The sequence below is a fragment of the Seohaeicola zhoushanensis genome, from assembly GCF_014656415.1.
In the GTDB taxonomy this organism is placed as follows: domain Bacteria; phylum Pseudomonadota; class Alphaproteobacteria; order Rhodobacterales; family Rhodobacteraceae; genus Seohaeicola_A; species Seohaeicola_A zhoushanensis.
The window spans coordinates 1-23,090 of the sequence record NZ_BNCJ01000005.1 but is presented as its reverse complement, the minus strand read 5'-3'; the positions used below and the strand labels follow the sequence as shown (position 1 = coordinate 23,090).

At 66.1% G+C, this 23,090-nt stretch carries 24 protein-coding genes; 14 read left to right on the top strand and 10 right to left on the bottom strand.

Annotated elements, in window-relative coordinates; translation table 11 throughout:
- Positions 1–247: 247 nt before the first annotated feature.
- Both IE266_RS11160 and IE266_RS11155 read left to right on the top strand, forming a co-directional pair.
- Entirely contained in the window at positions 248–829 is a 582-nt protein-coding gene (locus IE266_RS11160; RefSeq protein WP_189680172.1) for a VPLPA-CTERM sorting domain-containing protein, read from the top strand.
- Positions 830–1,302: 473 nt separating this feature from the next.
- Complete coding sequence (locus IE266_RS11155; RefSeq protein WP_189680171.1) at positions 1,303–2,025, top strand: VPLPA-CTERM sorting domain-containing protein; 723 nt, start codon at positions 1,303–1,305, stop codon at positions 2,023–2,025.
- A 51-nt stretch (positions 2,026–2,076) separates the two neighbouring features.
- Here the strand turns inward: IE266_RS11155 and IE266_RS11150 are convergent, their stop codons facing one another.
- Both IE266_RS11150 and IE266_RS11145 read right to left on the bottom strand, forming a co-directional pair.
- Complete coding sequence (locus IE266_RS11150; RefSeq protein ID WP_189680170.1) at positions 2,077–2,496, bottom strand: hypothetical protein; 420 nt, start codon at positions 2,494–2,496, stop codon at positions 2,077–2,079.
- 407 nt (positions 2,497–2,903) lie between these two features.
- The gene (locus IE266_RS11145; RefSeq protein WP_189680169.1) at positions 2,904–4,403 is read right to left on the bottom strand and encodes a CoA-acylating methylmalonate-semialdehyde dehydrogenase; all 1,500 of its coding nucleotides are present in this window, start codon (positions 4,401–4,403) and stop codon (positions 2,904–2,906) included.
- Positions 4,404–4,511: 108 nt separating this feature from the next.
- On the opposite strand from IE266_RS11145, the gene IE266_RS11140 reads away from it, so the two are divergent.
- From IE266_RS11140 to coaD, 3 genes are all read left to right on the top strand, one after another.
- Positions 4,512–5,408 (top strand): LysR family transcriptional regulator, encoded by an 897-nt coding sequence (locus IE266_RS11140; RefSeq protein WP_189680168.1) that lies wholly within the window; start codon positions 4,512–4,514, stop codon positions 5,406–5,408.
- Between the two features lie 59 nt (positions 5,409–5,467).
- A complete protein-coding gene (locus tag IE266_RS11135; RefSeq protein WP_189680167.1) occupies positions 5,468–5,905 on the top strand; it encodes a CBS domain-containing protein in 438 nt (145 codons plus the stop codon).
- Positions 5,906–5,979: 74 nt separating this feature from the next.
- Positions 5,980–6,474 carry a pantetheine-phosphate adenylyltransferase gene (coaD, locus tag IE266_RS11130; protein WP_189680166.1) on the top strand — a complete coding sequence of 165 codons (495 nt, stop codon included), beginning with the start codon at positions 5,980–5,982 and terminating at the stop codon, positions 6,472–6,474.
- A 211-nt stretch (positions 6,475–6,685) separates the two neighbouring features.
- Here coaD and IE266_RS11125 read toward each other — a convergent pair whose 3' ends face one another.
- Positions 6,686–6,829 carry a hypothetical protein gene (locus tag IE266_RS11125; protein ID WP_189680165.1) on the bottom strand — a complete coding sequence of 48 codons (144 nt, stop codon included), beginning with the start codon at positions 6,827–6,829 and terminating at the stop codon, positions 6,686–6,688.
- 76 nt (positions 6,830–6,905) lie between these two features.
- Positions 6,906–7,910 carry a type I glyceraldehyde-3-phosphate dehydrogenase gene (gene gap, locus IE266_RS11120; RefSeq protein ID WP_189680164.1) on the bottom strand — a complete coding sequence of 335 codons (1,005 nt, stop codon included), beginning with the start codon at positions 7,908–7,910 and terminating at the stop codon, positions 6,906–6,908.
- Positions 7,911–8,111: 201 nt separating this feature from the next.
- Here gap and IE266_RS11115 point away from each other — a divergent pair, with 201 nt between their 5' ends.
- Entirely contained in the window at positions 8,112–9,086 is a 975-nt protein-coding gene (locus IE266_RS11115) for a DUF808 domain-containing protein (RefSeq protein WP_189680163.1), read from the top strand.
- Between the two features lie 63 nt (positions 9,087–9,149).
- Positions 9,150–9,602 (top strand): hypothetical protein, encoded by a 453-nt coding sequence (locus IE266_RS11110; RefSeq protein ID WP_189680162.1) that lies wholly within the window; start codon positions 9,150–9,152, stop codon positions 9,600–9,602.
- Here the strand turns inward: IE266_RS11110 and tkt are convergent.
- A complete protein-coding gene (gene tkt / locus IE266_RS11105; RefSeq protein ID WP_189680161.1) occupies positions 9,583–11,613 on the bottom strand; it encodes a transketolase in 2,031 nt (676 codons plus the stop codon). The genes IE266_RS11110 and tkt overlap by 20 nt on opposite strands.
- 234 nt (positions 11,614–11,847) lie before the next feature.
- On the opposite strand from tkt, the gene IE266_RS11100 reads away from it, so the two are divergent.
- Positions 11,848–12,372 carry a hypothetical protein gene (locus IE266_RS11100; protein WP_189680160.1) on the top strand — a complete coding sequence of 175 codons (525 nt, stop codon included), beginning with the start codon at positions 11,848–11,850 and terminating at the stop codon, positions 12,370–12,372.
- The gene (locus IE266_RS11095; RefSeq protein ID WP_189680159.1) at positions 12,372–12,764 is read left to right on the top strand and encodes a cell division protein ZapA; all 393 of its coding nucleotides are present in this window, start codon (positions 12,372–12,374) and stop codon (positions 12,762–12,764) included. The genes IE266_RS11100 and IE266_RS11095 overlap by 1 nt, the downstream gene beginning before the upstream one ends.
- Positions 12,765–13,034: 270 nt before the next feature.
- Here IE266_RS11095 and grxD read toward each other — a convergent pair whose 3' ends face one another.
- From grxD to xth, 3 genes are all read right to left on the bottom strand, one after another.
- Positions 13,035–13,397: a Grx4 family monothiol glutaredoxin gene (gene grxD, locus IE266_RS11090; protein WP_189680158.1), complete on the bottom strand. Its 363-nt coding sequence runs from the start codon at positions 13,395–13,397 to the stop codon at positions 13,035–13,037.
- A gap of 41 nt (positions 13,398–13,438) precedes the next feature.
- Positions 13,439–13,681, bottom strand: coding sequence for a BolA/IbaG family iron-sulfur metabolism protein (locus tag IE266_RS11085; RefSeq protein WP_189680157.1), 243 nt, complete (start codon positions 13,679–13,681; stop codon positions 13,439–13,441).
- Positions 13,682–13,747: 66 nt separating this feature from the next.
- On the bottom strand, positions 13,748–14,527 hold the full coding sequence (xth, locus tag IE266_RS11080) for an exodeoxyribonuclease III (RefSeq protein WP_189680156.1): 780 nt from the start codon (positions 14,525–14,527) through the stop codon (positions 13,748–13,750).
- Between the two features lie 377 nt (positions 14,528–14,904).
- Between xth and IE266_RS11075 the strand changes: the two genes are divergently transcribed.
- The 3 genes from IE266_RS11075 to IE266_RS11065 all read left to right on the top strand — a co-directional run bounded on the left by IE266_RS11075 (position 14,905) and on the right by IE266_RS11065 (position 17,580).
- Positions 14,905–15,543, top strand: coding sequence for a DUF6749 family protein (locus tag IE266_RS11075; protein WP_189680155.1), 639 nt, complete (start codon positions 14,905–14,907; stop codon positions 15,541–15,543).
- Between the two features lie 73 nt (positions 15,544–15,616).
- On the top strand, positions 15,617–16,693 hold the full coding sequence (locus IE266_RS11070; RefSeq protein ID WP_189680154.1) for a DUF6902 family protein: 1,077 nt from the start codon (positions 15,617–15,619) through the stop codon (positions 16,691–16,693).
- Positions 16,690–17,580, top strand: a complete 891-nt coding sequence (locus IE266_RS11065) for a DMT family transporter (RefSeq protein ID WP_189680153.1) — start codon at positions 16,690–16,692, stop codon at positions 17,578–17,580. The genes IE266_RS11070 and IE266_RS11065 overlap by 4 nt, the downstream gene beginning before the upstream one ends.
- Before the next feature lie 214 nt (positions 17,581–17,794).
- On the opposite strand, the gene glmS is transcribed toward IE266_RS11065, so the two are convergent.
- Both glmS and glmU read right to left on the bottom strand, forming a co-directional pair.
- Entirely contained in the window at positions 17,795–19,618 is a 1,824-nt protein-coding gene (glmS, locus tag IE266_RS11060) for a glutamine--fructose-6-phosphate transaminase (isomerizing) (RefSeq protein ID WP_189680152.1), read from the bottom strand.
- Positions 19,619–19,623: 5 nt separating this feature from the next.
- A complete protein-coding gene (gene glmU / locus IE266_RS11055; protein ID WP_189680151.1) occupies positions 19,624–20,973 on the bottom strand; it encodes a bifunctional UDP-N-acetylglucosamine diphosphorylase/glucosamine-1-phosphate N-acetyltransferase GlmU in 1,350 nt (449 codons plus the stop codon).
- A 131-nt stretch (positions 20,974–21,104) separates the two neighbouring features.
- On the opposite strand from glmU, the gene IE266_RS11050 reads away from it, so the two are divergent.
- Both IE266_RS11050 and IE266_RS11045 read left to right on the top strand, forming a co-directional pair.
- A complete protein-coding gene (locus IE266_RS11050) occupies positions 21,105–21,770 on the top strand; it encodes an HAD-IA family hydrolase (RefSeq protein ID WP_189680150.1) in 666 nt (221 codons plus the stop codon).
- A gap of 31 nt (positions 21,771–21,801) precedes the next feature.
- On the top strand, positions 21,802–22,995 hold the full coding sequence (locus tag IE266_RS11045; protein ID WP_189680149.1) for a DegT/DnrJ/EryC1/StrS family aminotransferase: 1,194 nt from the start codon (positions 21,802–21,804) through the stop codon (positions 22,993–22,995).
- The last annotated feature ends 95 nt before the right edge of the window (positions 22,996–23,090 follow it).

The window sequence follows — 23,090 nt, the reverse complement described above, 5'->3', positions numbered from 1 at the left end:
GCACAAAAGCGCTTTGCGAAAATGCAAGGCGACCAAGGGAACCTTCGGGCCGATCTTGCGTTGGAGCAGGTGTCAGGTGGAGTGTTGCCAGTTCGGAGAAGGGTATCGAGCGCATTGATCCCAAAGCCGAGACGCTTTGTATCCCAAGTGGAACTAATGCCTGCAAAACGCTGAATTTAGTTGCAATAACTGAAGGTACTAGCCAAGATGATCGAAGTCATACCTGTAACCAGTAGGGAGCGATAGAATGAGACGAGCAGTTATCGCAATAGTTGCCGCGGCGCTCACCAGCGCGGCCGGTGCAGCATCTGCAGCTACGGTTGAAGCGACGGATTCCGCGCTCATCAAGGGGAATGACGCCAGGAAGGTTGGCCTCGCCCGCTTCACGCGCTGGGTCGGTAACCTTGACCTCTATGAGGAAGGCTTCACGGTCTACAAGATCGAGCGTCTCGCCAAGAGGAAGAAGAGCGCTGGCGATTTCTCGGTCAGCTACGATCAGAAGAAGCGTCGGAGCGGCAGCTGGAGCTGGGAAGGCGAGGACGAAATCTCCTTCGTGGCCTATCATGCCAAGAGCTATTTCACGGCCCAGTACTTCGAGCCGGGGATCTACGGCAACAGCTTCACTTCTGCAGATCTGGGCATGACCAATGGTGCGGGCAAAGGCCGCCGCATCAAGCACATCACCCTCTTTGGTGTCGACGGGGTGCTCAAGGACCGAACTGCTTCGGCAAGCTTTGTGGTGGACGAGCCGGAACCGGTTCCGCTTCCCGCTGGCGCGCTTCTGTTGATTAGTGGCCTCGGCCTGATGGCGCTGCGTCGCCGCACCTGATCTCGGATAGATATCGAAATGAAGAGGTGGCCTCTCGGGCCACCTTTTTTGTTCGGGGCGCGGGTCAACGCCTGGGCGCCGCCTTGCGCAGAGGTTTTGAGCTGACCCGATAGGGCCGGCCTGAATAATATTCTGTTCTTCGAATTTAGATTCGCGGATTGGTGTTCGCTGTTTTGAAAAATGAAACAATGTGTAGTGTTTGTTTCCCGTGCTGCTGATGTCGTGCCGCGTCACCGTGGATTTCTACAACCTATACGTGTTTATTGAATTGAGTACAAATTATTTCGATTGAAAATATTATCATTCAATTGGAATCCATTGCGCAATTGGTTTTATTAGGGTTAATGGTGCCTCCGGGGGTAAGTCGCTAGTTTTTTCGGTGACCTGTGCCTTGGGATTGCACTTTGGGCCTGAACTTGCAGGTTTCTCTGCCGGGCAAGGTGCGTGTTCATGATTGAAAAGGGGAAATCGTAATGAAAAATTCAATTACCGCTGCGGCAGTTGCCGCTTTTGCGGTTATCGGCGGGGCAGCAATGGCTGCGCCGATGACGGTCACCGACACGATCTGGTTCGGTGGTAACGCCGGCCAGCTGGGTGTTGGTGCGACCATGACCTTCGGCACGTCGCCGACTGTGACTGCCTCGGGCCATTCGCTGAACAGCAACGGATCGATCGGCGCAAATCAAGCTCTGGGTCAGTGGGACGTGGGTCTTGGCGTTTGCAGCAGCCTCAAGTGGAACGGCAGCTGCAACGAAAACCACATGGTTGACAGCGATGGCCCGGAAGTCATCAAGCTGGAGTTCAGCCAGTCGGTGACCATCAAAAAGCTGTGGTTCTCGTACGTCGATGGCGATGACGACTTCTCGTTCTCGGTCTACGACTCCTCGGGCGTCGTCGCGAACTACGGCAATATCGACATTCTCGGCAGCGGTTACGGCAGCTATACCTTCAACCAGGAATGGACCGCGCAGTCCTTTGGCGTCGGTGCACAGTCGCAGACTTGCAGCTGGTACTTTGGCAGCTATACCTGCGACACGAACGACGCCTTCAAGCTGAAGGGGGTTGAGTTCAGCTACACCCGCGATGACGGCGAGGGCAACGGCGAACCCGAGCCGGTTCCGCTGCCGGCCTCCGGTCTGCTTCTGATCGCCGGGCTTGGCGCCGTGGCCGGCATGAAGCGCCGCCGCAAGGCCTGAGTTGGAAACATGCAATGAAAGGGCGGCTCCGGCCGCCCTTTTTCATTGGCTTCATGCCGCGACTTCCAGAAGCTCGGCGATGCTGCTCTCGCGCTGCCCCAGAAGCGCCAGGACCTCGGCTTCTTCCTGCTGGACAAGGGCAATCACCGAGGGCAGGTCGGCCCAAGAGCGGGTGACGAGCTGGCACATCCTTTGGGCCGCTTCGCTGGGGGCGTAATAGACCACGAGGGTCTGGCCCGCGCCCGTCACGAAAGCTTCCGCCTTGAGCGCCTGCAGGCTGAAGAGCTTGGTGTAGTCGCGCTCGAAGCCGGTCACTCGGGACAGGTCGACAAGTTGCTTCTGCCCCGGACGGAAGTCCGGGTGGTGCATGTATTCACCAAAGGCGGTGAAGGAGGATGCCAGCTCGACGTGACCCTCGTAGCGGACATAGACCAGACCCCGCGAGGGGAGAATTCTGAACGAGACGGACATAGGCAAGTTCCCCGGTTGTCTATCCCCTGCACGGGTCGGGCCTAGAAATCAACCGTAACGTTCGGGCAAAACGCGTTCGCCGGAGTGCCGTTTTCCTTGCGGTTGTACCGAGCTTTGCATGCGCAATTAAAAATTGACTTGTGAATTTGGAATGTGAAGTGGTGCGTCCGGGATTAATATCTATCGGAAATGGAATGTAAGACCTTGCGGCCGGATCTTGGCTTCTATTTCCATTTCTCGAGCGCAGCTTTTCTTAATTATGCAGGAAATTTCATAGCCAACTTTTGGGTTAACTAAATCGGCTGACCACCAAGCACTCTCCGCCGAAGCCGGAAACGGAAAGGGCGGCCGAAGCCGCCCTCACACTCAACTCATGCGGGAATTCGAATGTGACCCGCCGGAGAATATCAATCCATCGGCTTGAAATGGAACTCGCCGCCTTCCTTCAGCCCGCTCGGCCAGCGCGCGGTGACCGTCTTGGTGCGGGTGTAGAACTTGAAGGCGTCGGGTCCGTGCTGGTTGAGGTCGCCGAAGACCGATTTCTTCCAGCCCCCGAAGGTGTGATAGGCCAGCGGAACCGGGATCGGAACGTTGATGCCCACCATGCCGATGTTGATCCGTGCCGCGAAATCGCGGGCGGTGTCGCCATCGCGGGTGAAGATCGCGGTGCCGTTGCCGTATTCGTGGTCCATCGCCAGGCCAAGCGCCTCTTCATAGGTCTTGGCGCGCACGGTCGACAGGACAGGCCCGAAGATCTCGTGCTTGTAGATGTCCATGTCGGGCGTGACGTTGTCGAAGAGGTGCGGACCGACGAAGAAGCCATCCTCGTAGCCCTGCAGCTTGAAGCCGCGGCCATCGACCACCAGCTTGGCGCCCTGGTCGACACCCGACTGCACCAGGCGCTCGATATTGGCCTTGGCGGCTGCGGTGACCACCGGGCCGTAATCGACGTCCTTGCCACCGGTATAGGGGCCGACCTTCAGCTTCTCGATGCGCGGCACCAGCTTCTCGATCAGCGCATCGGCTGTCTTGTCGCCGACCGGAACCGCAACCGAGATCGCCATGCAGCGTTCGCCTGCCGCACCATAGCCGGCGCCCACCAGCGCATCGGCTGCCTGGTCCATGTCGGCGTCGGGCATGATGATCATATGGTTCTTGGCGCCGCCGAAGCACTGCACCCGCTTCCCGTTCGCGCAGCCGGTCGAGTAGATGTACTGCGCGATCGGGGTCGAGCCGACAAAGCCGATCGACTGGATCACCGGATCGTGCAGGATCGCGTCCACCGCGACCTTGTCACCGTTCACCACCTGCAGGATGCCCTTGGGCAGGCCGGCTTCCTCGGCGAGTTCGGCGAGCATCAGCGGCACCGAGGGATCGCGCTCGGACGGCTTCAGGATGAAGGCGTTGCCGCAGGCAATGGCCGGGGCGAACATCCACATCGGGATCATGGCGGGGAAGTTGAACGGCGTGATGCCGGCGGTGACGCCCAGTGGCTGGCGCATCGAATACATGTCGATGCCGGGGCCGGCGCTGTCGGTGAACTCGCCCTTCAGCATCTGCGGCGCGCCGATGCAGTATTCCACGACTTCCAGGCCGCGCTGCACGTCGCCGGCGGCGTCGGGCAGGGTCTTGCCGTGTTCGCGGCTCAGCGCCTCGGCCAGCTTGTCCATGTCGCGGTTCAGCAGGTTGACCAGCTTCATCAGCACGCGGGCGCGGCGCTGCGGGTTGGTCGCGGCCCAGGCCGGCTGTGCCTTGGCGGCGATCTCGACGGCCTTGGCGACTTCGGCTTCCGAGGCCAGCGGCACCTTGGCCTGCACTTCGCCCGTGGCCGGGTTCATGACGTCGGCAAAGCGGCCAGACGTGCCCTTCACATGTTCGCCACCGATGTAATGCGTGAGTTCCTTCATTGCCTCGTTCCTCCGGCTTCTCAGGTCGGGCGCAGGATAGGCTTGCAGAAATCCCATGAACAGGGGCAAGAAATCAAAAGAGTTTTGCGAAACTGCAAAGGGGGCGGGATGGAGCCGCAATGGGATGATCTTCGCGTGTTTCTCGCCGTCGCGCGGGAAGAAAGCCTCTCGGGGGCAGGGCGCGTCCTGCGGATGGACCCGGCGACCGTGGGCCGGCGCGTCGCCCGGCTCGAGGCGGCGCTCGAGGTACCACTCTTCGTGAAGTCGCCGCAGGGCTACGCGCTGAGCGCCGCGGGCGAGCGGCTGCTGACCCATTCCGAGGCGGCCGAGCAGGCCATGCGGGCCGGCCTTGATGCGCTGACCGGCCCGTCGGAGAGCCTGACCGGCAGTTTCCGCATCGGCGCGCCGGATGGTTGCGCGAACTATCTGCTGCCGCAGATCTGCGCGGCGATCAGCGCCGAGAACCCCGATCTCGACATCCAGATCGTCGCGTTGCCGCGGGTGGTGAACCTCAGCCGGCGGGAGGCCGACATGGCGATCACCGTCAGCCCGCCAACCGCCGGGCAGCTGCTGGTGCAGAAGATCACAGACTATCACCTGCACCTGGTGGGCGAGGCGGGGCAGGTGGAGGCCCTGGGCGAACTCACCGACGTTGCCCAGCTGCGCGATGTGCGCATGGTCGGCTATATCCCCGAGATGATCTTCGACGCCGAACTCGACTATCTCGCCGAGCTGGGCCTGGCGCGGGTGCCGCTGGCCTCGAACTCGGTCCCGGTGCAACTGCGGCTGGCCGAACATGGGGCCGGGTTCTGCGTGGCCCACGACTTTGCGCTGCCCTCGCATCCGGGGCTGGTCAAGGTTCTCGCCGACCGGATCGGCTTCCGCCGCAGCTTCTATCTCGTGCGGCACCAGGGCGACCAGCGCAGCGCGCGGCTGAACCGGCTGGCGGCTCGGCTGAGCGAGGCGGTGCGCGAGGAAGTCGCTCGTCTGGAAGCGCTGACTTGACTTGACGTAACATTGCGACGACGCTGGACTTATTGAAACTTTCTTTCGGAGGTCGCCCGATGTTGGTTCAGCAAATCCTCAAGTCCAAAGCGAAGCCCGGTGTGCTGACGATCACGTCGGCCGCGACCGTGGCGGAGGCGGCCAGGATACTGGCCGCGAACCGGATCGGTTCGCTGGTGGTGTCCGACGATGACGGCAAGACGGCGATCGGGATCCTCTCCGAGCGCGACATCGTGCGCGAGCTGGCGCAGGTCGGGGTGGTCTGCATGGAGAAACCGGTCAGCGAATACATGACCCGCAAGCTGGTGACCTGTACTGGTGACACGACTGTTCAGGAGCTGCTGACCCAGATGACCGAGGGGCGGTTCCGCCATATGCCGGTTGTCGAGGAGGGGCAGCTGGTGGGGCTGGTGACCCAGGGCGATGCGGTGAAGGCGCAGCTTTCCGAGCTCACCATGGAGAAACGCGCGCTGGAAGGCATGATCATGGGGCACTGACCGGGCGCGGCCTTGCAATTTTCTTTCGTCTGGTGTTTTCAGGCTCGGGAAAAACGAGGCGGCAGGAGGGTGCCATGCGGGTAGGGCTTTATCCGGGGACGTTTGACCCGATCACTTTCGGGCATACCGACATCATCCGGAGGGCGACCGTGCTGGTCGACAAGCTGGTGATCGGTGTGGCGATCAACCGCGACAAGGGGCCGCTGTTCAGCCTGGAAGAGCGTGTCGGGATGATCGAGGCGGAATGCGGGGAACTGGCCCGCCAGACCGGCTGCGAGATCGTGGTGCATCCCTTCGAGAACCTGCTGATCGACTGTGCCAACGATGTGGGCGCGCAGATCATTATCCGGGGGCTGCGGGCCGTGGCGGACTTCGAGTATGAATTCCAGATGGTCGGCATGAACCGGGCGCTGGATGACAAGGTCGAGACGGTCTTCCTGATGGCCGATGCCAAGCGGCAAGCGATTGCCAGCAAGCTGGTGAAAGAGATCGCGCGGCTGGGGGGCGATGTGTCGAAATTCGTGCCCGCGGCGGTCCATCAAGCACTCAAGGAACGGCTCGGCGTATAGCGTCCCAGCTAGGACGGGGGGGCAAGTATCTGAATATGCTTGGCTTTCGGAGGGAGTGCTCCCGGGACACGCTTTTTGCGCCTGATCTGGCCTGAGACTTCGCGGCAGCGGGCCCTTGCACCTAGGGCCTTTCCCAACCCGAAAAACGACGCGGCGGTGCGCAATGCGCCCGCCTGTGACCCTGTGCCCTGCGCGGGTCAGGCTGCGCGCCTCAGCGCCAGAAGGCGACCCAGTCGAGCAGCTGGAACAACTTCTTGCCAAGAAAGATGAAGTGCTGCGAGCCGTAGAAGACGGCGTCGATCAGCGCGGCGAGGCAGATCAGGATTGCCAGTATCAGGGCGAGCTTGTTGGTCATGTCGCCTCAAACGATTGCGCCTCCCCCGGTATGCCCGAAGGGAGGCGCGCTCACAAGCTTGCAGCTGCGGGCAGGATCAGTCCTGCAGGCGGCCCATCACCACGGCGACGTCGGCCATGCGGACCGAGAAGCCCCATTCGTTGTCATACCAGGCCAGCACGCGCACCATGCGGTCGCCGACAACGCGGGTCTGGTCGGGGGCGAAGATGCAGCTTTCCTCGGTGTGGTTGAAGTCGATCGAGACCTTCGGCTCGGGGTCATAAGCCAGCACCTTGCCCATCGAGCCCTTGGCGGCCGCGGCCACGGCGGCGTTCACCTCTTCGGCGGTCACATCGCGGCTGGCGCGGAAGGTGAGGTCGACGGCCGAGACGTTCGGCGTCGGCACGCGGACGGCGGAGCCGTCGAGCTTGCCCTTGAGGTTCGGCAGCACCTCGCCAAGCGCCTTGGCGGCGCCGGTCGAGGTCGGGATCATCGCCATCGCCGCCGAGCGGGCGCGGTAGAGGTCGGAGTGACGGCGGTCCAGCGTCGGCTGGTCGCCGGTGTAGCTGTGGATCGTGGTCATGATGCCGTGTTCGATGCCGAAGGCCTCGTCGAGCACCTTGGCCAGCGGCGCCAGGCAGTTGGTGGTGCAGGAGCCATTCGACACCATGTTGTCGGCGCGGGTCAGGGCATTGTGGTTGACGCCGAAGACCACGGTCTTGGAAACATTCTTGGCGGGGGCCGAGATCAGAACCGACTTGGCGCCGCGCTCCAGGTGGGCGCTGGCCTTGTTGCCGTCGTTGAAGTTGCCGGTGCATTCCAGGACGACGTCGCAGCCCGACCAGTCGAGCTCGTCCAGCTTGTAGGTCGACATCACCTCGATCTCGCCGCGGCCGAGGTCCATCGTGCCGTTGCCGACGCGGATGTCATGGGGGTAGCGGCCGTGCACGGAGTCGTAGCGCATCAGGTGGGCGGCGGTTTCGATCGGGCCGGTTGCATTGACCTTGACCACGCGAATGTCGTTGCGCCCGCTGGATGCGATGTGAGACAGGGTGCAGCGGCCGATGCGGCCGAATCCGTTGATACCGACATTGATGGTCATGACAAGCGACTCCGAAACAGCTGGATTGTGGCCGATATAGCCGGGCTTGGCGTGACCCTAAAGCAGAAAAGCGACGCATTTATAAGATGTTAGCGCAAACTTGCCGAGGTTGCGCTAACGGTTGCCGTGTTCAGCGAATAGATTAGGTTGAATGAAGGATATTGAACCGTTCCGCGAAACGGAAAGCAAGAGGATAAGCTCATGAGTGGTCTGCTGGCGCTGCTGGACGACGTGGCCGGAATCGCCAAGGTGGCGGCGGCCTCGGTCGACGATATCGCGGGGCAGGCGGCCAAGGCGGGGGCCAAGGCGGCGGGCGCGGTGATCGACGACGCGGCGGTGACGCCGAAATACGTGCATGGCTTTGCCGCCAGCCGCGAGTTGCCGATCATCTGGAAGATCACCAAGGGAAGCCTGAAGAACAAGCTGGTGTTCCTGCTGCCGGCGGGGCTGCTGCTGACCACCTTCGCGCCCTGGCTGATCTCGCCGCTGCTGATGCTCGGCGGGGCCTATCTGTGTTTCGAGGGGGCCGAGAAGATCTGGCACGCGTTGTTCCCCTCGGACCAACACGAGGTGTTTCCCGAGGACAAGCCGGGCGATCCGGCGCATCTGGAGGAGGAGAAGGCCGCCGGTGCGATCAAGACGGATTTCATCCTCTCGGCCGAGATCATGACCATCGCGTTGGCGGCGATCCCGCCGAGCAACATCTGGATGGAGGCCGCGACGCTTGCGCTGGTTGGTATCGGGATCACGGTGGTGGTCTACGGCTCGGTCGCGCTGATCGTGAAGATGGACGACATCGGGCTGCATCTGGCCGAGGTTGGGCGGCTGGGGTTGACGCGCAGTCTGGGGCGCGGGATCGTCAAGGCGATGCCGGTGCTTATGAAGGTGCTGAGCGTGGTGGGCACGGCGGCGATGCTCTGGGTCGGCGGGTCGATCATCATACACGGGGCGGGCGAGCTGGGCTGGCACGCGCCCTATGACTGGATCCACCATGTCGCCGAGGCGGCGGCTCAGGCGGTGGGGCAGGCGCAGGGCTTCGTGCAATGGGCGGTCACGGCAGCCTTCGACGGCGTCTTCGGCGTGGCGCTGGGGCTGCTGCTGATCCCGGTGGCAACCAAGGTGCTCGTGCCGCTCTGGGGCCTGGTCACCGGGAAAGGCGCGCCGGCGGCGCATTGAGCGGCCATCTTGGCGCCATATTTCGGCGTCAGGCTGGGGGCCTTCCACGTGCGAGGCCCGACGATGTCCGAAGATCCTGCACTGCGCGCTGCCGACCGGCTGAGAAGTTGCCTTGTCGCCGGCATGGGGTTCGCCCTGGGCGGGCTGTTCTGGCTGGCCTGGGCCGAGGAACGCGCCGAGGTGCAGGGCGCGGTGGCACCGGCGGTGTTCTGGATCGGCCTGGCGCTGAGCGTGATGGGCTGGGGGTTATGGCGCTACCTGGTTCGACCGCTGCGGGCGCTGGTGGCTGTGCGCGGGCCGGCGGCGACAGCGCGGCTGGTGGCGCGGGTCGCGGTGGTCTGCCTGCCGTATGGCGTGATCTGCGGCGTGATGCTCGCGCCGTTGGGCGCGGATGTCCCGATTGCGGTGCAGGCGATGATCCTGCTGGCGCTGATCTGGGGTTGGGACTGGATGAAGGCGCGCAGCCAGCCGGGGCTGGCTGCGGCCGTGCCCGAGCTTAGCCGAGCAGTTCCTTGACCTTGGCGACGGTTGCCGCCGCGGTGATGCCGAACTTTTCGTAAAGCGTGCCGGCCGGGGCAGAGGCGCCGAAACCGGTCATCCCGATGAAGCCCGACTTGGTGTCGCGCCCGCCTTCACCGCAGAGCCAGCGGTCCCAGCCCTGCTGGACCGCGGCCTCGATGCCGACGCGGACGGGGCCGGTGGGCAGCACCTTGCGGCGGTAGGCCTCGTCCTGCTGGGCGAAAAGTTCCATGCAGGGCATCGAGACGACGCGGGTGGCGATGCCTTCGGCCTGCAGGGTCTTCTGTGCCTCGAGCGCGATGGAGACCTCGGAGCCGGTGGCGATCAGGATGGCCTGGGCCTTGCCCTCGGAGGGGGAGAGCACATAGGCGCCCTTGGCGGTCAGGTTGTCACGCTTGTGCTCGGTGCGGACGGTGGGCACGTTCTGGCGGGTGAGCGAGAGGACCGAGGGGGTCTCGGTCGAGGTCAGCGCCAGTTCCCAGGCCTCGGCGGTCTCGACGGTATCGGCGGGGCGGAAGACCCAGGTGTTGGGCGTCGCGCGGGAGATCGCCAGGTGCTCGACCGGCTGGTGGGTCGGGCCGTCTTCGCCCAGGCCGATGCTGTCGTGGGTCATCACGAAGACGGTCGGGATCTTCATCAGCGCGGCGAGGCGCATCGAGGGGCGGGCGTAGTCGGTGAAGCACATGAAGGTGCCGCCGTAGGGCCGGACGCCGCCGTGCAGGACCATGCCGTTCATCGCCGCCGCCATGCCGTGTTCGCGGATGCCGTAGTGGATGTAGCGGCCCTTGCGGTTCTCGGGCAGGAAGATGCCGAGATCGGCGGTCTTGGTGTTGTTCGAGCCGGTGAGGTCGGCCGAACCGCCGACGGTTTCCGGCAGGATCGGGTTGACCACCTCGAGCACGCGCTCCGAGCTGGTGCGGGTGGCGATCTTGGGCGCCGTTTCGCTGGCCTGCTTCTTCAGCGCGTTGATCGTCGCGGTGAGCTTCTTGGGCACTTCGCGGGCGAAGATGCGGTTGAACTCGGCCTGGCGGCGTTCGCCCTGTTCGGCAAGGCGGGCCTGCCAGTCGGCATGGGCGGCGGCGCCGCGCTTGCCGATGGCTTCCCAGGCGGCCTTGGTCGCGGCCGGCACTTCGAAGGGGCCGGTGGTCCAGCCGTAGGCGGCCTTGGCGGCGGCCATCTGGCCCGCGTCGGTCAGCGCGCCGTGGCCCTTGGAGGTGTCCTGCGCGGCGTGGCCGAGGGCGATATGCGTCTTGCAGGCGATCATGGTCGGCTTCTTCGAGGCCTTGGCCTTTGTCAGCGCGGCGTCGATCTGCTCGGGGTCATGGCCGTCGATCGAGATCACCTGCCAGCCCGAGGCGCGGAAGCGCGCGACCTGGTCGGTGGCATCGGCGATATCGACCGAGCCGTCGATGGTGATGTTGTTGTTGTCCCAGAGCACGATCAGCCGCGACAGGCGCAGGCGGCCGGCGAGCGAGATCGCCTCCTGGCTCACGCCTTCCATCAGGCAGCCGTCACCGGCGATCACATAGGTATAATGGTCGACCAGCTTGCGGCCGAAGCGGGCGCGCTGGATCTCTTCTGCGATGGCGAAGCCCACCGAATTGGCGATGCCCTGGCCCAGCGGGCCGGTTGTCGTCTCGATCCCCGGCGCATGGCCGTATTCCGGGTGGCCGGCGGTGATCGCGCCCCACTGGCGGAAGTTCTTGATCTGGTCGAGCGTCATCTCCGGGTAGCCGGTGAGGTAGAGCAGCGAATAGAGCAGCATCGAGCCGTGGCCGGCGGAGAGGATGAAGCGGTCGCGGTCCGGCCAGTTCGGCGCGGAGGCGTCGAATTTCAGATGTTTTTCAAAGAGAACCGTGGCGACATCGGCCATCCCCATCGGCATGCCCGAGTGCCCCGAATTGGCGGCATGCACCGCATCCAGCGTCAGCGCGCGGATGGCGGTCGCCTTGGCCCAGTGGTCGGGATGGGCGGCGGCAATGGCAGTGAGATCCGGCTTGGTGTCCACGGCAGCGGTTCCTTCGTGGTTGTGTTTGGGTCGCTGGGTGAATAGCAGCCGCCAGCCAAAGATCAAGCAATAGGCGGATGCCCGCCGGATGCGACTTGAGGAGCGCGGCGCAAGCCCCTGAATTCTAAAGAGCAGAAATTTGCGGAGCAGGTCGATAGACTGCTACAAATTGTGCAGAACACCGATTCGGCGCAGGGATCCCACGGGGCTGGCGCGAAGGGCGGGAGACGGGGCATGAAAGATATCGAAGACCTTCAACACCGGCTGGCGGCCGCGATGGACCGTATCGCCGCCGGGGTCGAGCGGCTGGACAAGGCGCAGGACGGCGGCAGCGTCGAGTCGCTGACCGAGGCGCTGGAGGAGGAGAAGCTGGCCAATGCCCAGCTGAAGGAGCGGCTGCGGGCGCTCAACATCAAGCATTTCGACGAGATCGGCGCGCTGAAGGAACAGCTGGCCGATACCTCGGAGCGGGACAAGCTGCAGGCGCGGCTCGACGCGCAGGACGCGGCGATGGCGCGGCTCGACATGGATATCCAGCGGCTGCGGCAAGCCAACGACCAGCTGCGCAGCTCGAACGCGGCGCTGCGCGCGGCCAACGAGGCCGGCGTGGGCGAGCCGCATCTCATCAACAAGGCGATGCTGGCTGAACTCGAGGCGCTGCGCGCCAGCCGCGCGGCGGATGCCGCCGAGGCGGCGGCGGTGCTGGCCAAGCTGGAGCCGCTGCTCGAGGCGGCGCAGGTGAACGGGGAGGGCGCGTGATGCCGGAGGTGACGATCCATATCGGCGGGCGGTCCTTCGATGTCTCGTGCCAGGAGGGCGAGGAGAGCTACCTGCAGTCGGCGGCGCGGATGCTAGATGACGAGGCGCAGGTGCTGTCCGACCAGATCGGCCGGATGCCCGAGAGCCGGATGCTGCTGATGGCGGGGCTGATGCTCGCCGACAAGACGGCGGCCAGCGAGGACCGGATCCGCGAGCTGGAGGCGAAGCTGGCCGAGCGGCAGGCGGAACTGGAACAGCTGCGCGACACCGAGGTGCCGGTGCAGAAGATCGAGGTGCCGATCGTGCCGCCGATGGTGGCCGAGACACTGGCCGAACTGGCCGCGCGGGCCGAGGCGCTGGCGGCCTCGGTCGAGGAAAAGGCCGCCGACTGAGGCGCTCCCGCCCCCTGGCGCGGCATCTGGCGATGCCACGCCAGGCCTTGGGCCGGGCGCCGCGCTGACGCGCGGCGCAGCGCACGCGAAGAAAGACCGCGCACTTGGGCTTCTTCTCTTTCCAAATACTCCAAAGCACCGGCCCGTTCCGGGTACAACAGCAGGATAGTGCGCCGACCGCGCCGCGCGCGAGCGCGGCGCCGGGCCCAAGCAAGAACGGCTGCCTCGCAGGAGGCAGCCGTTTCAGGCGCGGGAGCGCGTCGGTGAGGCTCAGCCGTTGGCTTCGCGGATCTTGTTGGCGGCGTCCTTGTCGTAGGAGACGCCCTTGGCATCGAACAGCGTGTCGAGTTCGCCGGAGAGTGTCATCTCGGTGACGATGTCGCAGCCGCCGACGAATTCGCCCTTGACGTAGAGCTGGGGCACGGTCGGCCAGTCGGAAAAGTCCTTGATGCCCTGGCGGAGGTCGGCGTCGGCCAGGACGTTCACGTCCTTGAAGTTCACGCCCATGTAGTTGAGCACGCCGGCGACACGGCTGGAGAAGCCGCATTGCGGCATTTCCTTGGTGCCCTTCATGTAGAGCACCACGTCGTTGGCGGCGATGGTTTCGGCGATCTGGGTGGTGGTATCGGTCATGATGGTCTCCGGTGGCGCGGTTGCGCCGGTGGTCTGGTGTCTCAGTCCGGCGCCTTGGTGGTCAGCGCCAGCGCGTGAAGGTCGCCCGAGGGCCCGTCCATCCGGCCCTTGAGCGCGGCGTAGACGGCGCGCTGCTGCTGGACGCGGTTGAGGCCACGGAAGCTCTCGTCGATCACTTCGGCCGCGTAGTGGTTCCCGTCGCCGGCCAGATCGGTGATTGTGATCCGGGCCGAGGGGAAGCTCGCGCGGATGAGATCCTCGATCTCGTGGGCTTGCATGGCCATATGGCGGGTCTCCTTGCGGTCTTGTGACAAAATGTAAGCCTGCGCGCGCGGGGGCGCAAGGGAGGCTCAGAGATCGAGTTCGACCCAGACCGGCACGTGGTCGGAGGGTTTCTCGCCGCCGCGCACCTCCTTGTCGATGCCGGCGTCGAGCAGCAGGTCGGCGCATTGCGGTGTCAGCAGGAAGTGGTCGATGCGGATGCCGTCGTTGCGGTTCCAGGCGCCGGCCTGGTAGTCCCAGAAGCTGTAGTGGCCAGGGCCGGGAGTGCGGGCGCGGAAGGCCTCGGTGAAGCCGAGGTTCTGGATGCGATGGAAGGCGGCGCGGGATTCCGGGCGGAACAGCGCATCCTCGCGCCAGGCCTCGGGGCGGGCGGCGTCCTCGGCCTGGGGGATGATGTTGTAGTCGCCGGCCATCAGCGCGACCTCTTCATTGGCCAGCAGATCCTTCGCGCGGTGGCGCAGGCGCTCCATCCAGGCCAGCTTGTAGTCGAACTTGGGCCCTGGCGCCGGGTTGCCGTTGGGCAGGTAGAGCCCGCAGAGGCGCAGGGCGGTCTTGCCGACCACGGTGGCCTCGATCCAGCGGGCGTGGTCGTCCTCGTCGTCGCCGGGCAGGCCGCGGCTGACGTCCTCGAGCGGCAGCTTCGACAGGATGGCCACGCCGTTGAAGGACTTCTGCCCATGGGTGGCGACATTGTAGCCGCGGTCCTCGAACAGCTCGGTCGGGAAGGCCTCGTCGACCGATTTGATCTCTTGCAGCAGCACCACGTCGGGCTGCGTCGCGTCCAGCCAGTCGGGCAGCGCTTGGGCGCGGGCCTTGATGCCGTTGATGTTGAAGGTGGCGATCTTCATGGGCGTCGTCCGGCTGGAGGGAGGTGCCCGATCTATCGCCCATGAGGGGGGCGGGGGCAAGCACTCCCTTCCCGCCGATTCGCGTCAGGCACGGTACGATTCGGGGTCGGGCGCCCCCTCTGGCGCGTCGAACAGGGGCCGGGAGCGCATGACTTCGCATCAGAAATGCCGCTGCGCCGACACAAAATGCACTGTGGATAAGAATTTTTTAACGGTCCTTCCAGAATCTGGAAGAGTGCAGCGAGGCGAATTTGGTCCGCGATTCTGATGTGGATAACTCGTTCGGATCACACCCCTGAGTAGAAATTTTATCTTGAGTTTCTCGTCTGGGATGAAAGCGTGAATGGCGCTTAACACCAAACCTGGGGATTTTCACCATGACTGCACTTCGCAAATTCGCTTTCGAACTCGATGCTTCCGTCGCCCGTGGCGCCAGCCTGCTTGATGGCGATGCCACCCAGCTCTTCACCTCCGGCTCGGCCCCGCTGGCTGCCACCAGCGCGCTGTCGGGCGACCTGTCCGGCCTGTTCACCTCGGGTTCGGCTCCGGCGGACACCGCGATGAGCGCCGGCGAGGGCACCCAGCTGTTCACCTCCGGTTCGGCTCCGACCGGTTCGGCGGTTGCGGCGGGTGAGGGCACGCAGCTCTTCACTTCCGGTTCGGCTCCGACCGGTTCGGCGGTTGCGGTGGGTGAGGGCACGCAGCTCTTCACTTCCGGCTCGGCTCCGACCGGTTCGGCGGTGGCGGCGGGCGAAGGCGTGCAGCTCTTCACTTCCGGTTCGGCACCGACCGGTTCGGCGGTTGCGGCGGGTGAAGGCACGCAGCTCTTCACTTCCGGTTCGGCTCCGACCGGTTCGGCGGTGGCGGCAGGCGAAGGCGTGCAGCTCTTCACTTCCGGTTCGGCACCGCAGGCGGCAGCCGGCGAAGGGACCCAGCTCTTCACCTCCGGCTCTGCCCCCTCGACCAGCGCGGTCGAGGCCGGCGAGCGCACCGAGCTGTTCACTTCGGGCAGCTGATAGCGCGCGTGGTCCAGGAGCGGTCCTGGACCTGGGGGGCGTTTGGTTGGCGCCGTTGGACGGGAGCAATTCCATGACAAATGTGATCCGGCTGAATGTCCCCTCGCCGCGGCAGGGCCGCGAGGGGCGCATTGCGCACCTGGTCGACTGCTTTGCCAGTCATCGCCGGGGCACGGACGATGTCTTCTGGCTGAAGGAGAACGCCGAGCTTCTGAACATCCTCGAATGCACCGGGGTCCGCCCCGGTGCCGGGGTGCTGGAGCCGCATCGCGACTTCTACGAGCGGATCGAGAAGCGGCTGGGCTTCTTCCCGCAATATTACCGCTTCCTGCTGTCGATCTGCCTCGATCTCGAGGATCTCGGGATCGGCGGCGGCAAGGGCGAGGCGCTGGCGGCCTGGGTGGCGCGCGAGGGGCTGGCCGAGGCGGAGATGTCGGACCTGCAGCGCGCCGAGGCGCGGCGGCTGACGCTGCGGCGCGGGGTCGACGCGCTGCCCGAGGATGCCGGGCTGACCGAGCGGCTCCATCGTTTCGCCGAACGGTCCGCCACTTTCGCCATGCCCAACAAGAAAGCCGCCTACGAACTCACCCATATCGTCTTCTATCTCAGCGAATACGGGCGGCGTGATCCGGGCCTTTCGGCGGCGGCGCTGGAGAGCCTCGAATACGCCGGGTTGCTGGCCTATCTCGACCAGAACGCCGACCTGCTGGCCGAAATCTGCGTGGCGCAGCGCTTTGCCGGGGCGGTGCCGCCGGCAATCTGGGAGCACTGGCTGGAGGGCGAGACCCACCGCTTTGGCGCCGAATGCGGGCCGCAGGCGGGGCTGGGCGACGATTACCACGACTACCTCGTCTGCAATTGGGCGATGGCCGTGGCGGGGCGGGACACGTTCCGCCAGCGGACCGCGCCGGGGCGGATGGCCTTTTATCGCGGCATGGCGGCACCGGGGCCGTTGCGGGTGATGTCGGAATGCATGTTGGGGCTGGAGGACGCGCGTTCCGACGACTGGGGGGCGATGCGCCGCCACGTCGAGGCGCGGCTGAGCGAGGCCGGGCATGACATCCTGGTCTTGGCCGAGGCCAGCAGCCCGCGTTTCGGCGCCTTCTTTGCCGGCTTCGCGCGCACCGGCCTGCAGGGGGTGGCAATATGAACGGCGCGCTGCTGGGCGCCGGGCTGGTCGTTCTCTACACCGGGCTGATCGCCCTGGCCGATGCGATCACCAAGCAGATCGCGCATTCCTACGCCGCGCCGCAGCTCTTCGCGCTGTCGGGCGCGGTGGTGGTCTTGCTGACCCTGGCCACGGCGCGCTGGCGCGGGCAGGGGCTGGCCACCGCGCGACCGAAGGCGATGGCGCTGCGCGCGGTGATGACGGTGGCGGCGGCGGTGGCCTTCTTCCAGGCCTTCCGCCATCTGCCCTTTGCCGAGGTCTTCCTGTTCATCGGGCTGATGCCGATCCTTGCCGGGCTGATGTCGGGGCCGATCCTGGGCGAGCACGTCCGCCCGGCGGCCTGGGCGGCGCTGGCAGCGGGGTTCGTGGGGATGTTCTGCCTGTTCCCGTCGGGGCTGCACACGGCGAGCGAGGGGCATGCCTGGGCGCTGGGGGCGGCGGTTTCGGGCACGCTGTCGATGGTGCTGGCGCGCCGCATCGGGCAGGTCGAGAGCAACACGCTGGCGCAGGTCTTCTGGCCCAACCTCGCGCTCTGCCTGGGGATGGCGGCGGCGCTGCCCTTCGTCTGGCAGCCGATGCCGGTGGCCGACCTGGCGCTGGCGGGGGTCTATGCGGTGCTGCTCTTCGGGGCGCGCTGGCTGACCGTGGTGGCGCTGCGGCTGCTGCCGGCCTACACGGTGACGCCGCTGATGAACCTGCAGTTCGTCTGGATGGTGGCCCTGGGCGCGCTGGTCTTCGGCGAACGGCCGGACTGGGAGATGCTGCTGGGCGTGGCGATCGTGATCGCCTCGGGCAGCTACCTGGTCTGGGACCGCTTCGCGCCGGACGCGGTGCGCCGCCTTCCCGGCCGGTTCCGCACCGACCCCTGAGGTCGACGGTCGTGGCGGCCGGGGGGTGGGGGCCCAGTCCAACCGCCATGTGCAGTGCCCCCGACGCGAGACGCCGCGGCCAGGTAAGACATCGCCCCCATTCTCAAGGGAAAGTGCAAATGACAGAGGCGGATGGGGGCGCTGCCCCCGCCGCCTTCGGCGGCCCCCCCCGGAGATATTTTTGAAGAAGAGAAGCCGGGGGCGTTCTGCGGCGTCATTCGACGGTGACGGATTTCGCCAGGTTCCTCGGCTGGTCGACATCGGTGCCCTTGGCCACCGCCGCGTGGTAGGCGAGCAACTGCGCGGGCACCGCGTAGAGGATGGGGGCCAGCAACGGGTGGATGGCTGGCATCCGCACCGTGGCCCAGGTGCCCTCCTGCGCTTCGGCGATACCGGCCTCGTCGGAGATCAGCACCACCTTGCCCTTGCGCGCCATAACCTCCTGCATGTTGGAGACGGTCTTGTCGAAGAGGTCGTCGTGCGGCGCCATGACCACCACCGGCATCTGCTTGTCGATCAGCGCGATAGGGCCGTGCTTGAGTTCGCCGGATGCGTAACCTTCGGCGTGGATATAGCTGATTTCCTTGAGTTTCAACGCGCCTTCCAGCGCCAGGGGATACATCGCGCCGCGGCCCAGGAAGAGCACGTCGCGGGCCTCGGAGAGGCGTTGGGCGGCGGCGCGGATCTCGTCGTTGCGGTCGAGCGCGGCGTTGATCGCCTGGGGCAGGCCGCGCAGGTCGGCGATGCGGTCGGCGCGCTCCTCTGGGGAGATGGTGCCGCGGTCGGCGGCGGCCTTGAGCGCCAGCATCAGCAGCACGCTCAGCTGGCAGGTGAAGGCCTTGGTCGAGGCGACGCCGATCTCGACGCCGGCATGGATCGGCAGGGCGAGGTCGCTTTCGCGCGCGATCGAGCTTTCGGGGACATTGACCACCGAGACGATCTGCGCCGCCTTGTCCTGGCAGTAGCGCAGGGCGGCGAGAGTGTCGGCGGTTTCACCCGACTGGCTGACGAAGAGCGCCAGGGTGCCGGGGCTGACCGGCGGCTCGCGGTAGCGGAACTCCGAGGCGATATCGACCTCGACCGGCAGGCGGGCGAGCTGTTCGAACCAGTATTTGGCGGTGAGGCAGGCGTAGAAGGCGGTGCCGCAGGCCACCATGGTCAGCCGCTCGACGCGCGAGAAGTCGATGCCTTCGCCCGGCAGCACGACCGCATCGCCGCCGGCGGGCAGGTAGTGGTTCACCGCCTCGCCGATCACCTGGGGCTGCTCGGCGATCTCCTTGGCCATGAAGTGCTTGTGGCCGGCCTTGTCGACGCGGGTGTTGTCGATGTTGATCTGGCGCATCGCCCGGTTGGCCAGCGCACCGCGAGCGTCGCGGATCTCGACGCCCTTGCGGGTGACGACTGCGCGGTCGCCCTCTTCGAGGTAGGTGATGCGGTCGGTCAGCGGCGCCAGGGCGATGGCGTCGGAGCCGACATACATCTCGCCGTCACCGTGGCCGATGGCCAGCGGCGAGCCCTTGCGGGCGGCGACGATCAGGTCATCCTCGCCATCGAAGAGGAAGGCGAGCGCGAAGGCGCCCTCGAGCCGGTCGAGCGTCTTGAACACCGCCTCGACGGGGCCGAGGCCCTGGGACATGTGGTATTCGGTCAGCAGCGCCACTGTCTCGGTGTCGGTCTCGGTGGTGAAGGGCACGCCGAGCGCAGCCAGTTCGGCGCGCAGCTCGCGGAAGTTCTCGATGATGCCGTTATGCACTACGGCGACCCGCCCGGCGCGATGCGGGTGGGCGTTGCCGATGGTGGGCGCGCCATGGGTGGCCCAGCGGGTGTGGCCGATGCCGGCCTTGCCGGCGAGCGGCTCGTGCACCAGCAGGTCGGAGAGGTTGACCAGCTTGCCGACCGCGCGGCGGCGGTCGAGCGCGCCGCCGTTGATGGTGGCGATGCCGGCGCTGTCATAGCCGCGATACTCGAGCCGCTTGAGCGCCTCGACGAGGATCGGCGCGGCCTCGTGGTCGCTGAGGACCCCTATAATTCCGCACATTCTGCTCAGCCTTTCTGCTGTTTGGCCTTTCTGGCCTTTAACATTTCGAACATCTTGACCGCGAAGCCCGGTTTGTTGACCTGCTCGGTGCGACCGATGGCCATGGCACCGTCGGGAATGTCCTTCGTCACCACGGTGCCGGTGGCGGTCATCGCGTTGTGACCGACGCGGACCGGGGCGACCAGCAGGGTGTCCGACCCGATGAAGGCGTTCGCGCCGATCTCGGTGCGGTGCTTGAAGACGCCGTCGTAATTGCAGGTGATGGTGCCCGCGCCGATGTTACTCTTTTCGCCGACCGAGGCATCGCCGATGTAGCTGAGGTGGTTGACCTTGGCGCCTTCGGCGATGGTGGCGTTCTTGATCTCGACGAAATTGCCGATGTGCACGTCCTCGGCCAGTTCCGCGCCGGGGCGCAGGCGGGCGAAGGGGCCGACGGTGGCGCCGCGGCTGACGTGGCAGCCTTCGAGATGGCTGAAGGCGCGGATGCGGGCGCCGGATTCCACCGTGACCTCGGGGCCGAAGACCACGTTGGGCTCGATCACCGCGTCCCGCCCGATCACCGTGTCGAGCGCGAGGTAGACCGTCTCGGGCGCCATCATGGTGACGCCGGTCTCGAGCAGCTCGGCGCGGGCGCGGGCCTGGAAGGCGGCCTCGGCGGCGGCGAGTTCGGCGCGGGTGTTGATGCCCAGAGTCTCGGCCTCGTCGCAGGTCACCGCGGTGACCGAGAGGCCGCGCGCATTGGCCAGGGCGACCACATCGGTCAGGTAGTATTCGCCCGAGGCATTGGCATTGCCCACTTCGGCGATCAGCGAGAACAGCGTGGCCGCATCGCAGGCCATCAGCCCGCTGTTGCAGAAGGTGAGGGCGCGCTCGGCCTCGGTGGCATCCTTGAACTCGACGATGCGCGCGAGCCGGTCACCATCCATCACCAGGCGGCCATAGCGGCCGGGGTCGGCGGCCTCGAAGCCCAGCACCACCAGGTCGGAGCCCTGGCGCGCGGCGGCCATGCGCTCCAGCGTCTCGGGGCGCAGGAAGGGCGTGTCGCCGAAGAGCACGACGATATCGCCCTCGAAGCCTTCCAGCGTCGCGCGGGCCATGTCGACGGCATGGGCGGTGCCATGCTGTTCGTCCTGCAGCACCACCTCGGCGCGCTCGTCGATGCGGGCCACCGCGGCGCGCACCTCGTCGGCGCCATGGCCGGCGACGACCACGGTGCGGACCGGATCCAGCGCCGCGCCCGCGCTCATGGCATGGGCCAGCATCGGGGCATGGGCGATCGGGTGCAGCACCTTCGGCAACTCCGAGTTCATCCGTGTGCCTTTTCCGGCAGCCAGGATGACAAGTGCGATGTCCATGAGTGATTTCTCTTTGAATTTGGATTTCGCCCGTTTTATCCGCTGAACGGAAAGGCGCAAGCCGGGCGGCAATCAAACTGTTTTGCAGTCTGCAACAGCGCGGGGCGGAAAGACGCCGAGAGGAGCAGGCAATGCGCACGGTCATCTTCGATCTGGACGGCACGCTGGCGGATACATCCAAGGACCTGATTGCGGCGGCGAACCACTGCTTTCGCCTGATGGGGCTGGGCGACGTGCTGAACCCCGAACTGGATGCCGGCGTCGCGCTGCGCGGCGGGCGGCGGATGCTGAGCGAGGGGCTGGACCGGCTGACGCTCTTCGATGCGAGCACGGTCGACCAGTACTACCCGGTGCTGCTCGAGGCCTATGCCGAGGCGATCGACACCCATACGGTGCTCTATCCCGGCGCGATGGAGGCGGTGGAAGCGCTGCGTTCGGGCGGCATCGGCGTCGGCATCTGCACCAACAAGCCCGAGGCGCTGGCCGAACTGCTGCTGACGCGCCTCGGCGTGCGCGGCGCCTTCGCCTCGCTGGTGGGGGCCGATACGCTGCCGGTCAGGAAGCCCGACCCCGAGCCGCTGCGCGAGGCGGCGCGGCGGGCGGGCGGCGATCCGGCGCGCTGCCTGCTGGTGGGCGACAGCGACACCGACCGCAATACCGCGCGGGCGGCGGGGGTGCCTTCGGTGCTGGTGACCTTCGGGCCGTCGGGTGACGACATGGCGGCGCTGCAGCCCGAGGCGCTGATCGCCTCCTTCGACGAGCTGCCGGACGTCGTGGCGCGGCTGCTGGGGCCTTGACCGCGCCGCGCGGCGGGCGCAGACAGTCGGCATGAGCGAGCGGTTCACCGGCGTTTTCACGCAACAGGAGCCGATCCCCGAGGCGGGGATCGAAGCGGCCATGGCCGTGCTGCGGCACGGGCGGCTGCACCGGTATAACACGGTCGGCGGCGAGATCGCCGAGGCGGCGCGGCTGGAAGAGGAATTCGCCGCCTTCACCGGGGCGAAATACTGCCTCGCGGTTTCCTCGGGCGGCTATGCCATCGCCACCGCGCTGCGGGCGGCGGGGGTCCGGCCGGGCGATCCGGTGCTGACCAATGCCTTCACCCTGGCCCCGGTGCCCGGCGCCATCGCCTCGCTGGGGGCGGTGTCGGTCTTTGTCGGGGTCAGCGAGGCGCTGACCATCGATCTCGACGACCTCGCCGCCAAGGCGGGGCAGGCGCGGGTGCTGCTGCTGTCGCACATGCGCGGGCATATCTGCGACATGGAGCGCCTGATGGCGATCTGCGATGCGGCCGGGGTCCGCGTGATCGAGGATTGCGCTCATACCATGGGGGCCAGCTGGAATGGCGTGCCCTCCGGGCGGCACGGTCTGGCGGCGGCCTATTCGACGCAGACCTACAAGCACATGAACTCGGGCGAGGGCGGGCTGTTGGTCACCGACGACGAGGACCTGGCGGCGCGGGCGGTGATCCTCTCGGGCTCCTACATGCTCTACGACCGTCACCGCGCGGCGCCGGGCCCCGAGGCCTTCGAGCGGGTGAAATACGTCACCCCCAATATCTCCGGGCGGATGGACAACCTGCGCGCGGCGATCCTGCGGCCGCAGCTGCGCGACCTGGCTGCGCAGGTGGAACGCTGGAACGAGCGCTACCGCGTCCTCGAGGCGGGGCTGCGCGGCACACCGGGGCTGACGGTGATCGAACGCCCCGAGGCCGAGCATTTCGTCGGCTCCTCCTTCCAGTTCCTGCTGCTCGACTGGCCCGAGACCCGCGTCGCCGAGGTGGTTGCGCGCTGCGCCGCGCGGGGAGTGGAGCTGAAATGGTTCGGCGAGGCCGAGCCGAAGGGCTTCACCTCGCGCTACGACAGCTGGCGCTACGTCGAGGCGCCGCGGATGCCGGAATCGGACCGGGTGCTGGCGGGGATCCTCGATCTGCGGGTGCCGCTGACATTCAGCCTCGATGACTGCGCGCTGATCGCCCGCATCATCGCCGCCGAGGTCGGGGCGGTCTACCAGTCTGCCTGAACCGCTGCCTGCTTCTCTTCTTCCCAAATACCTCCCGCCTGTCTATTCCGGCCTGTGCTATTGTTGATCTGCGGGTGGCATCCCGACCTCCCCCG

Excerpts from the sequence above, each read along its gene's own strand:
- IE266_RS11100 (WP_189680160.1), top strand. The coding sequence starts at position 11,848 with ATGAAAGATATCGAAGACCTTCAACACCGGCTGGCGGCCGCGATGGAC.
- IE266_RS11125 (WP_189680165.1), bottom strand. The coding sequence starts at position 6,829 with ATGACCAACAAGCTCGCCCTGATACTGGCAATCCTGATCTGCCTCGCC.
- glmU (WP_189680151.1), bottom strand. The coding sequence starts at position 20,973 with ATGGACATCGCACTTGTCATCCTGGCTGCCGGAAAAGGCACACGGATG.
- IE266_RS11045 (WP_189680149.1), top strand. The coding sequence starts at position 21,802 with ATGAGCGAGCGGTTCACCGGCGTTTTCACGCAACAGGAGCCGATCCCC.
- IE266_RS11135 (WP_189680167.1), top strand. The coding sequence starts at position 5,468 with ATGTTGGTTCAGCAAATCCTCAAGTCCAAAGCGAAGCCCGGTGTGCTG.
- gap (WP_189680164.1), bottom strand. The coding sequence starts at position 7,910 with ATGACCATCAATGTCGGTATCAACGGATTCGGCCGCATCGGCCGCTGC.
- IE266_RS11070 (WP_189680154.1), top strand. The coding sequence starts at position 15,617 with ATGACAAATGTGATCCGGCTGAATGTCCCCTCGCCGCGGCAGGGCCGC.
- xth (WP_189680156.1), bottom strand. The coding sequence starts at position 14,527 with ATGAAGATCGCCACCTTCAACATCAACGGCATCAAGGCCCGCGCCCAA.
- IE266_RS11115 (WP_189680163.1), top strand. The coding sequence starts at position 8,112 with ATGAGTGGTCTGCTGGCGCTGCTGGACGACGTGGCCGGAATCGCCAAG.
- IE266_RS11145 (WP_189680169.1), bottom strand. The coding sequence starts at position 4,403 with ATGAAGGAACTCACGCATTACATCGGTGGCGAACATGTGAAGGGCACG.
- IE266_RS11110 (WP_189680162.1), top strand. The coding sequence starts at position 9,150 with ATGTCCGAAGATCCTGCACTGCGCGCTGCCGACCGGCTGAGAAGTTGC.
- IE266_RS11160 (WP_189680172.1), top strand. The coding sequence starts at position 248 with ATGAGACGAGCAGTTATCGCAATAGTTGCCGCGGCGCTCACCAGCGCG.
- glmS (WP_189680152.1), bottom strand. The coding sequence starts at position 19,618 with ATGTGCGGAATTATAGGGGTCCTCAGCGACCACGAGGCCGCGCCGATC.
- IE266_RS11065 (WP_189680153.1), top strand. The coding sequence starts at position 16,690 with ATGAACGGCGCGCTGCTGGGCGCCGGGCTGGTCGTTCTCTACACCGGG.
- IE266_RS11050 (WP_189680150.1), top strand. The coding sequence starts at position 21,105 with ATGCGCACGGTCATCTTCGATCTGGACGGCACGCTGGCGGATACATCC.
- IE266_RS11155 (WP_189680171.1), top strand. The coding sequence starts at position 1,303 with ATGAAAAATTCAATTACCGCTGCGGCAGTTGCCGCTTTTGCGGTTATC.
- grxD (WP_189680158.1), bottom strand. The coding sequence starts at position 13,397 with ATGACCGATACCACCACCCAGATCGCCGAAACCATCGCCGCCAACGAC.
- IE266_RS11075 (WP_189680155.1), top strand. The coding sequence starts at position 14,905 with ATGACTGCACTTCGCAAATTCGCTTTCGAACTCGATGCTTCCGTCGCC.
- IE266_RS11150 (WP_189680170.1), bottom strand. The coding sequence starts at position 2,496 with ATGTCCGTCTCGTTCAGAATTCTCCCCTCGCGGGGTCTGGTCTATGTC.
- IE266_RS11085 (WP_189680157.1), bottom strand. The coding sequence starts at position 13,681 with ATGGCCATGCAAGCCCACGAGATCGAGGATCTCATCCGCGCGAGCTTC.
- IE266_RS11095 (WP_189680159.1), top strand. The coding sequence starts at position 12,372 with ATGCCGGAGGTGACGATCCATATCGGCGGGCGGTCCTTCGATGTCTCG.
- coaD (WP_189680166.1), top strand. The coding sequence starts at position 5,980 with ATGCGGGTAGGGCTTTATCCGGGGACGTTTGACCCGATCACTTTCGGG.
- IE266_RS11140 (WP_189680168.1), top strand. The coding sequence starts at position 4,512 with ATGGAGCCGCAATGGGATGATCTTCGCGTGTTTCTCGCCGTCGCGCGG.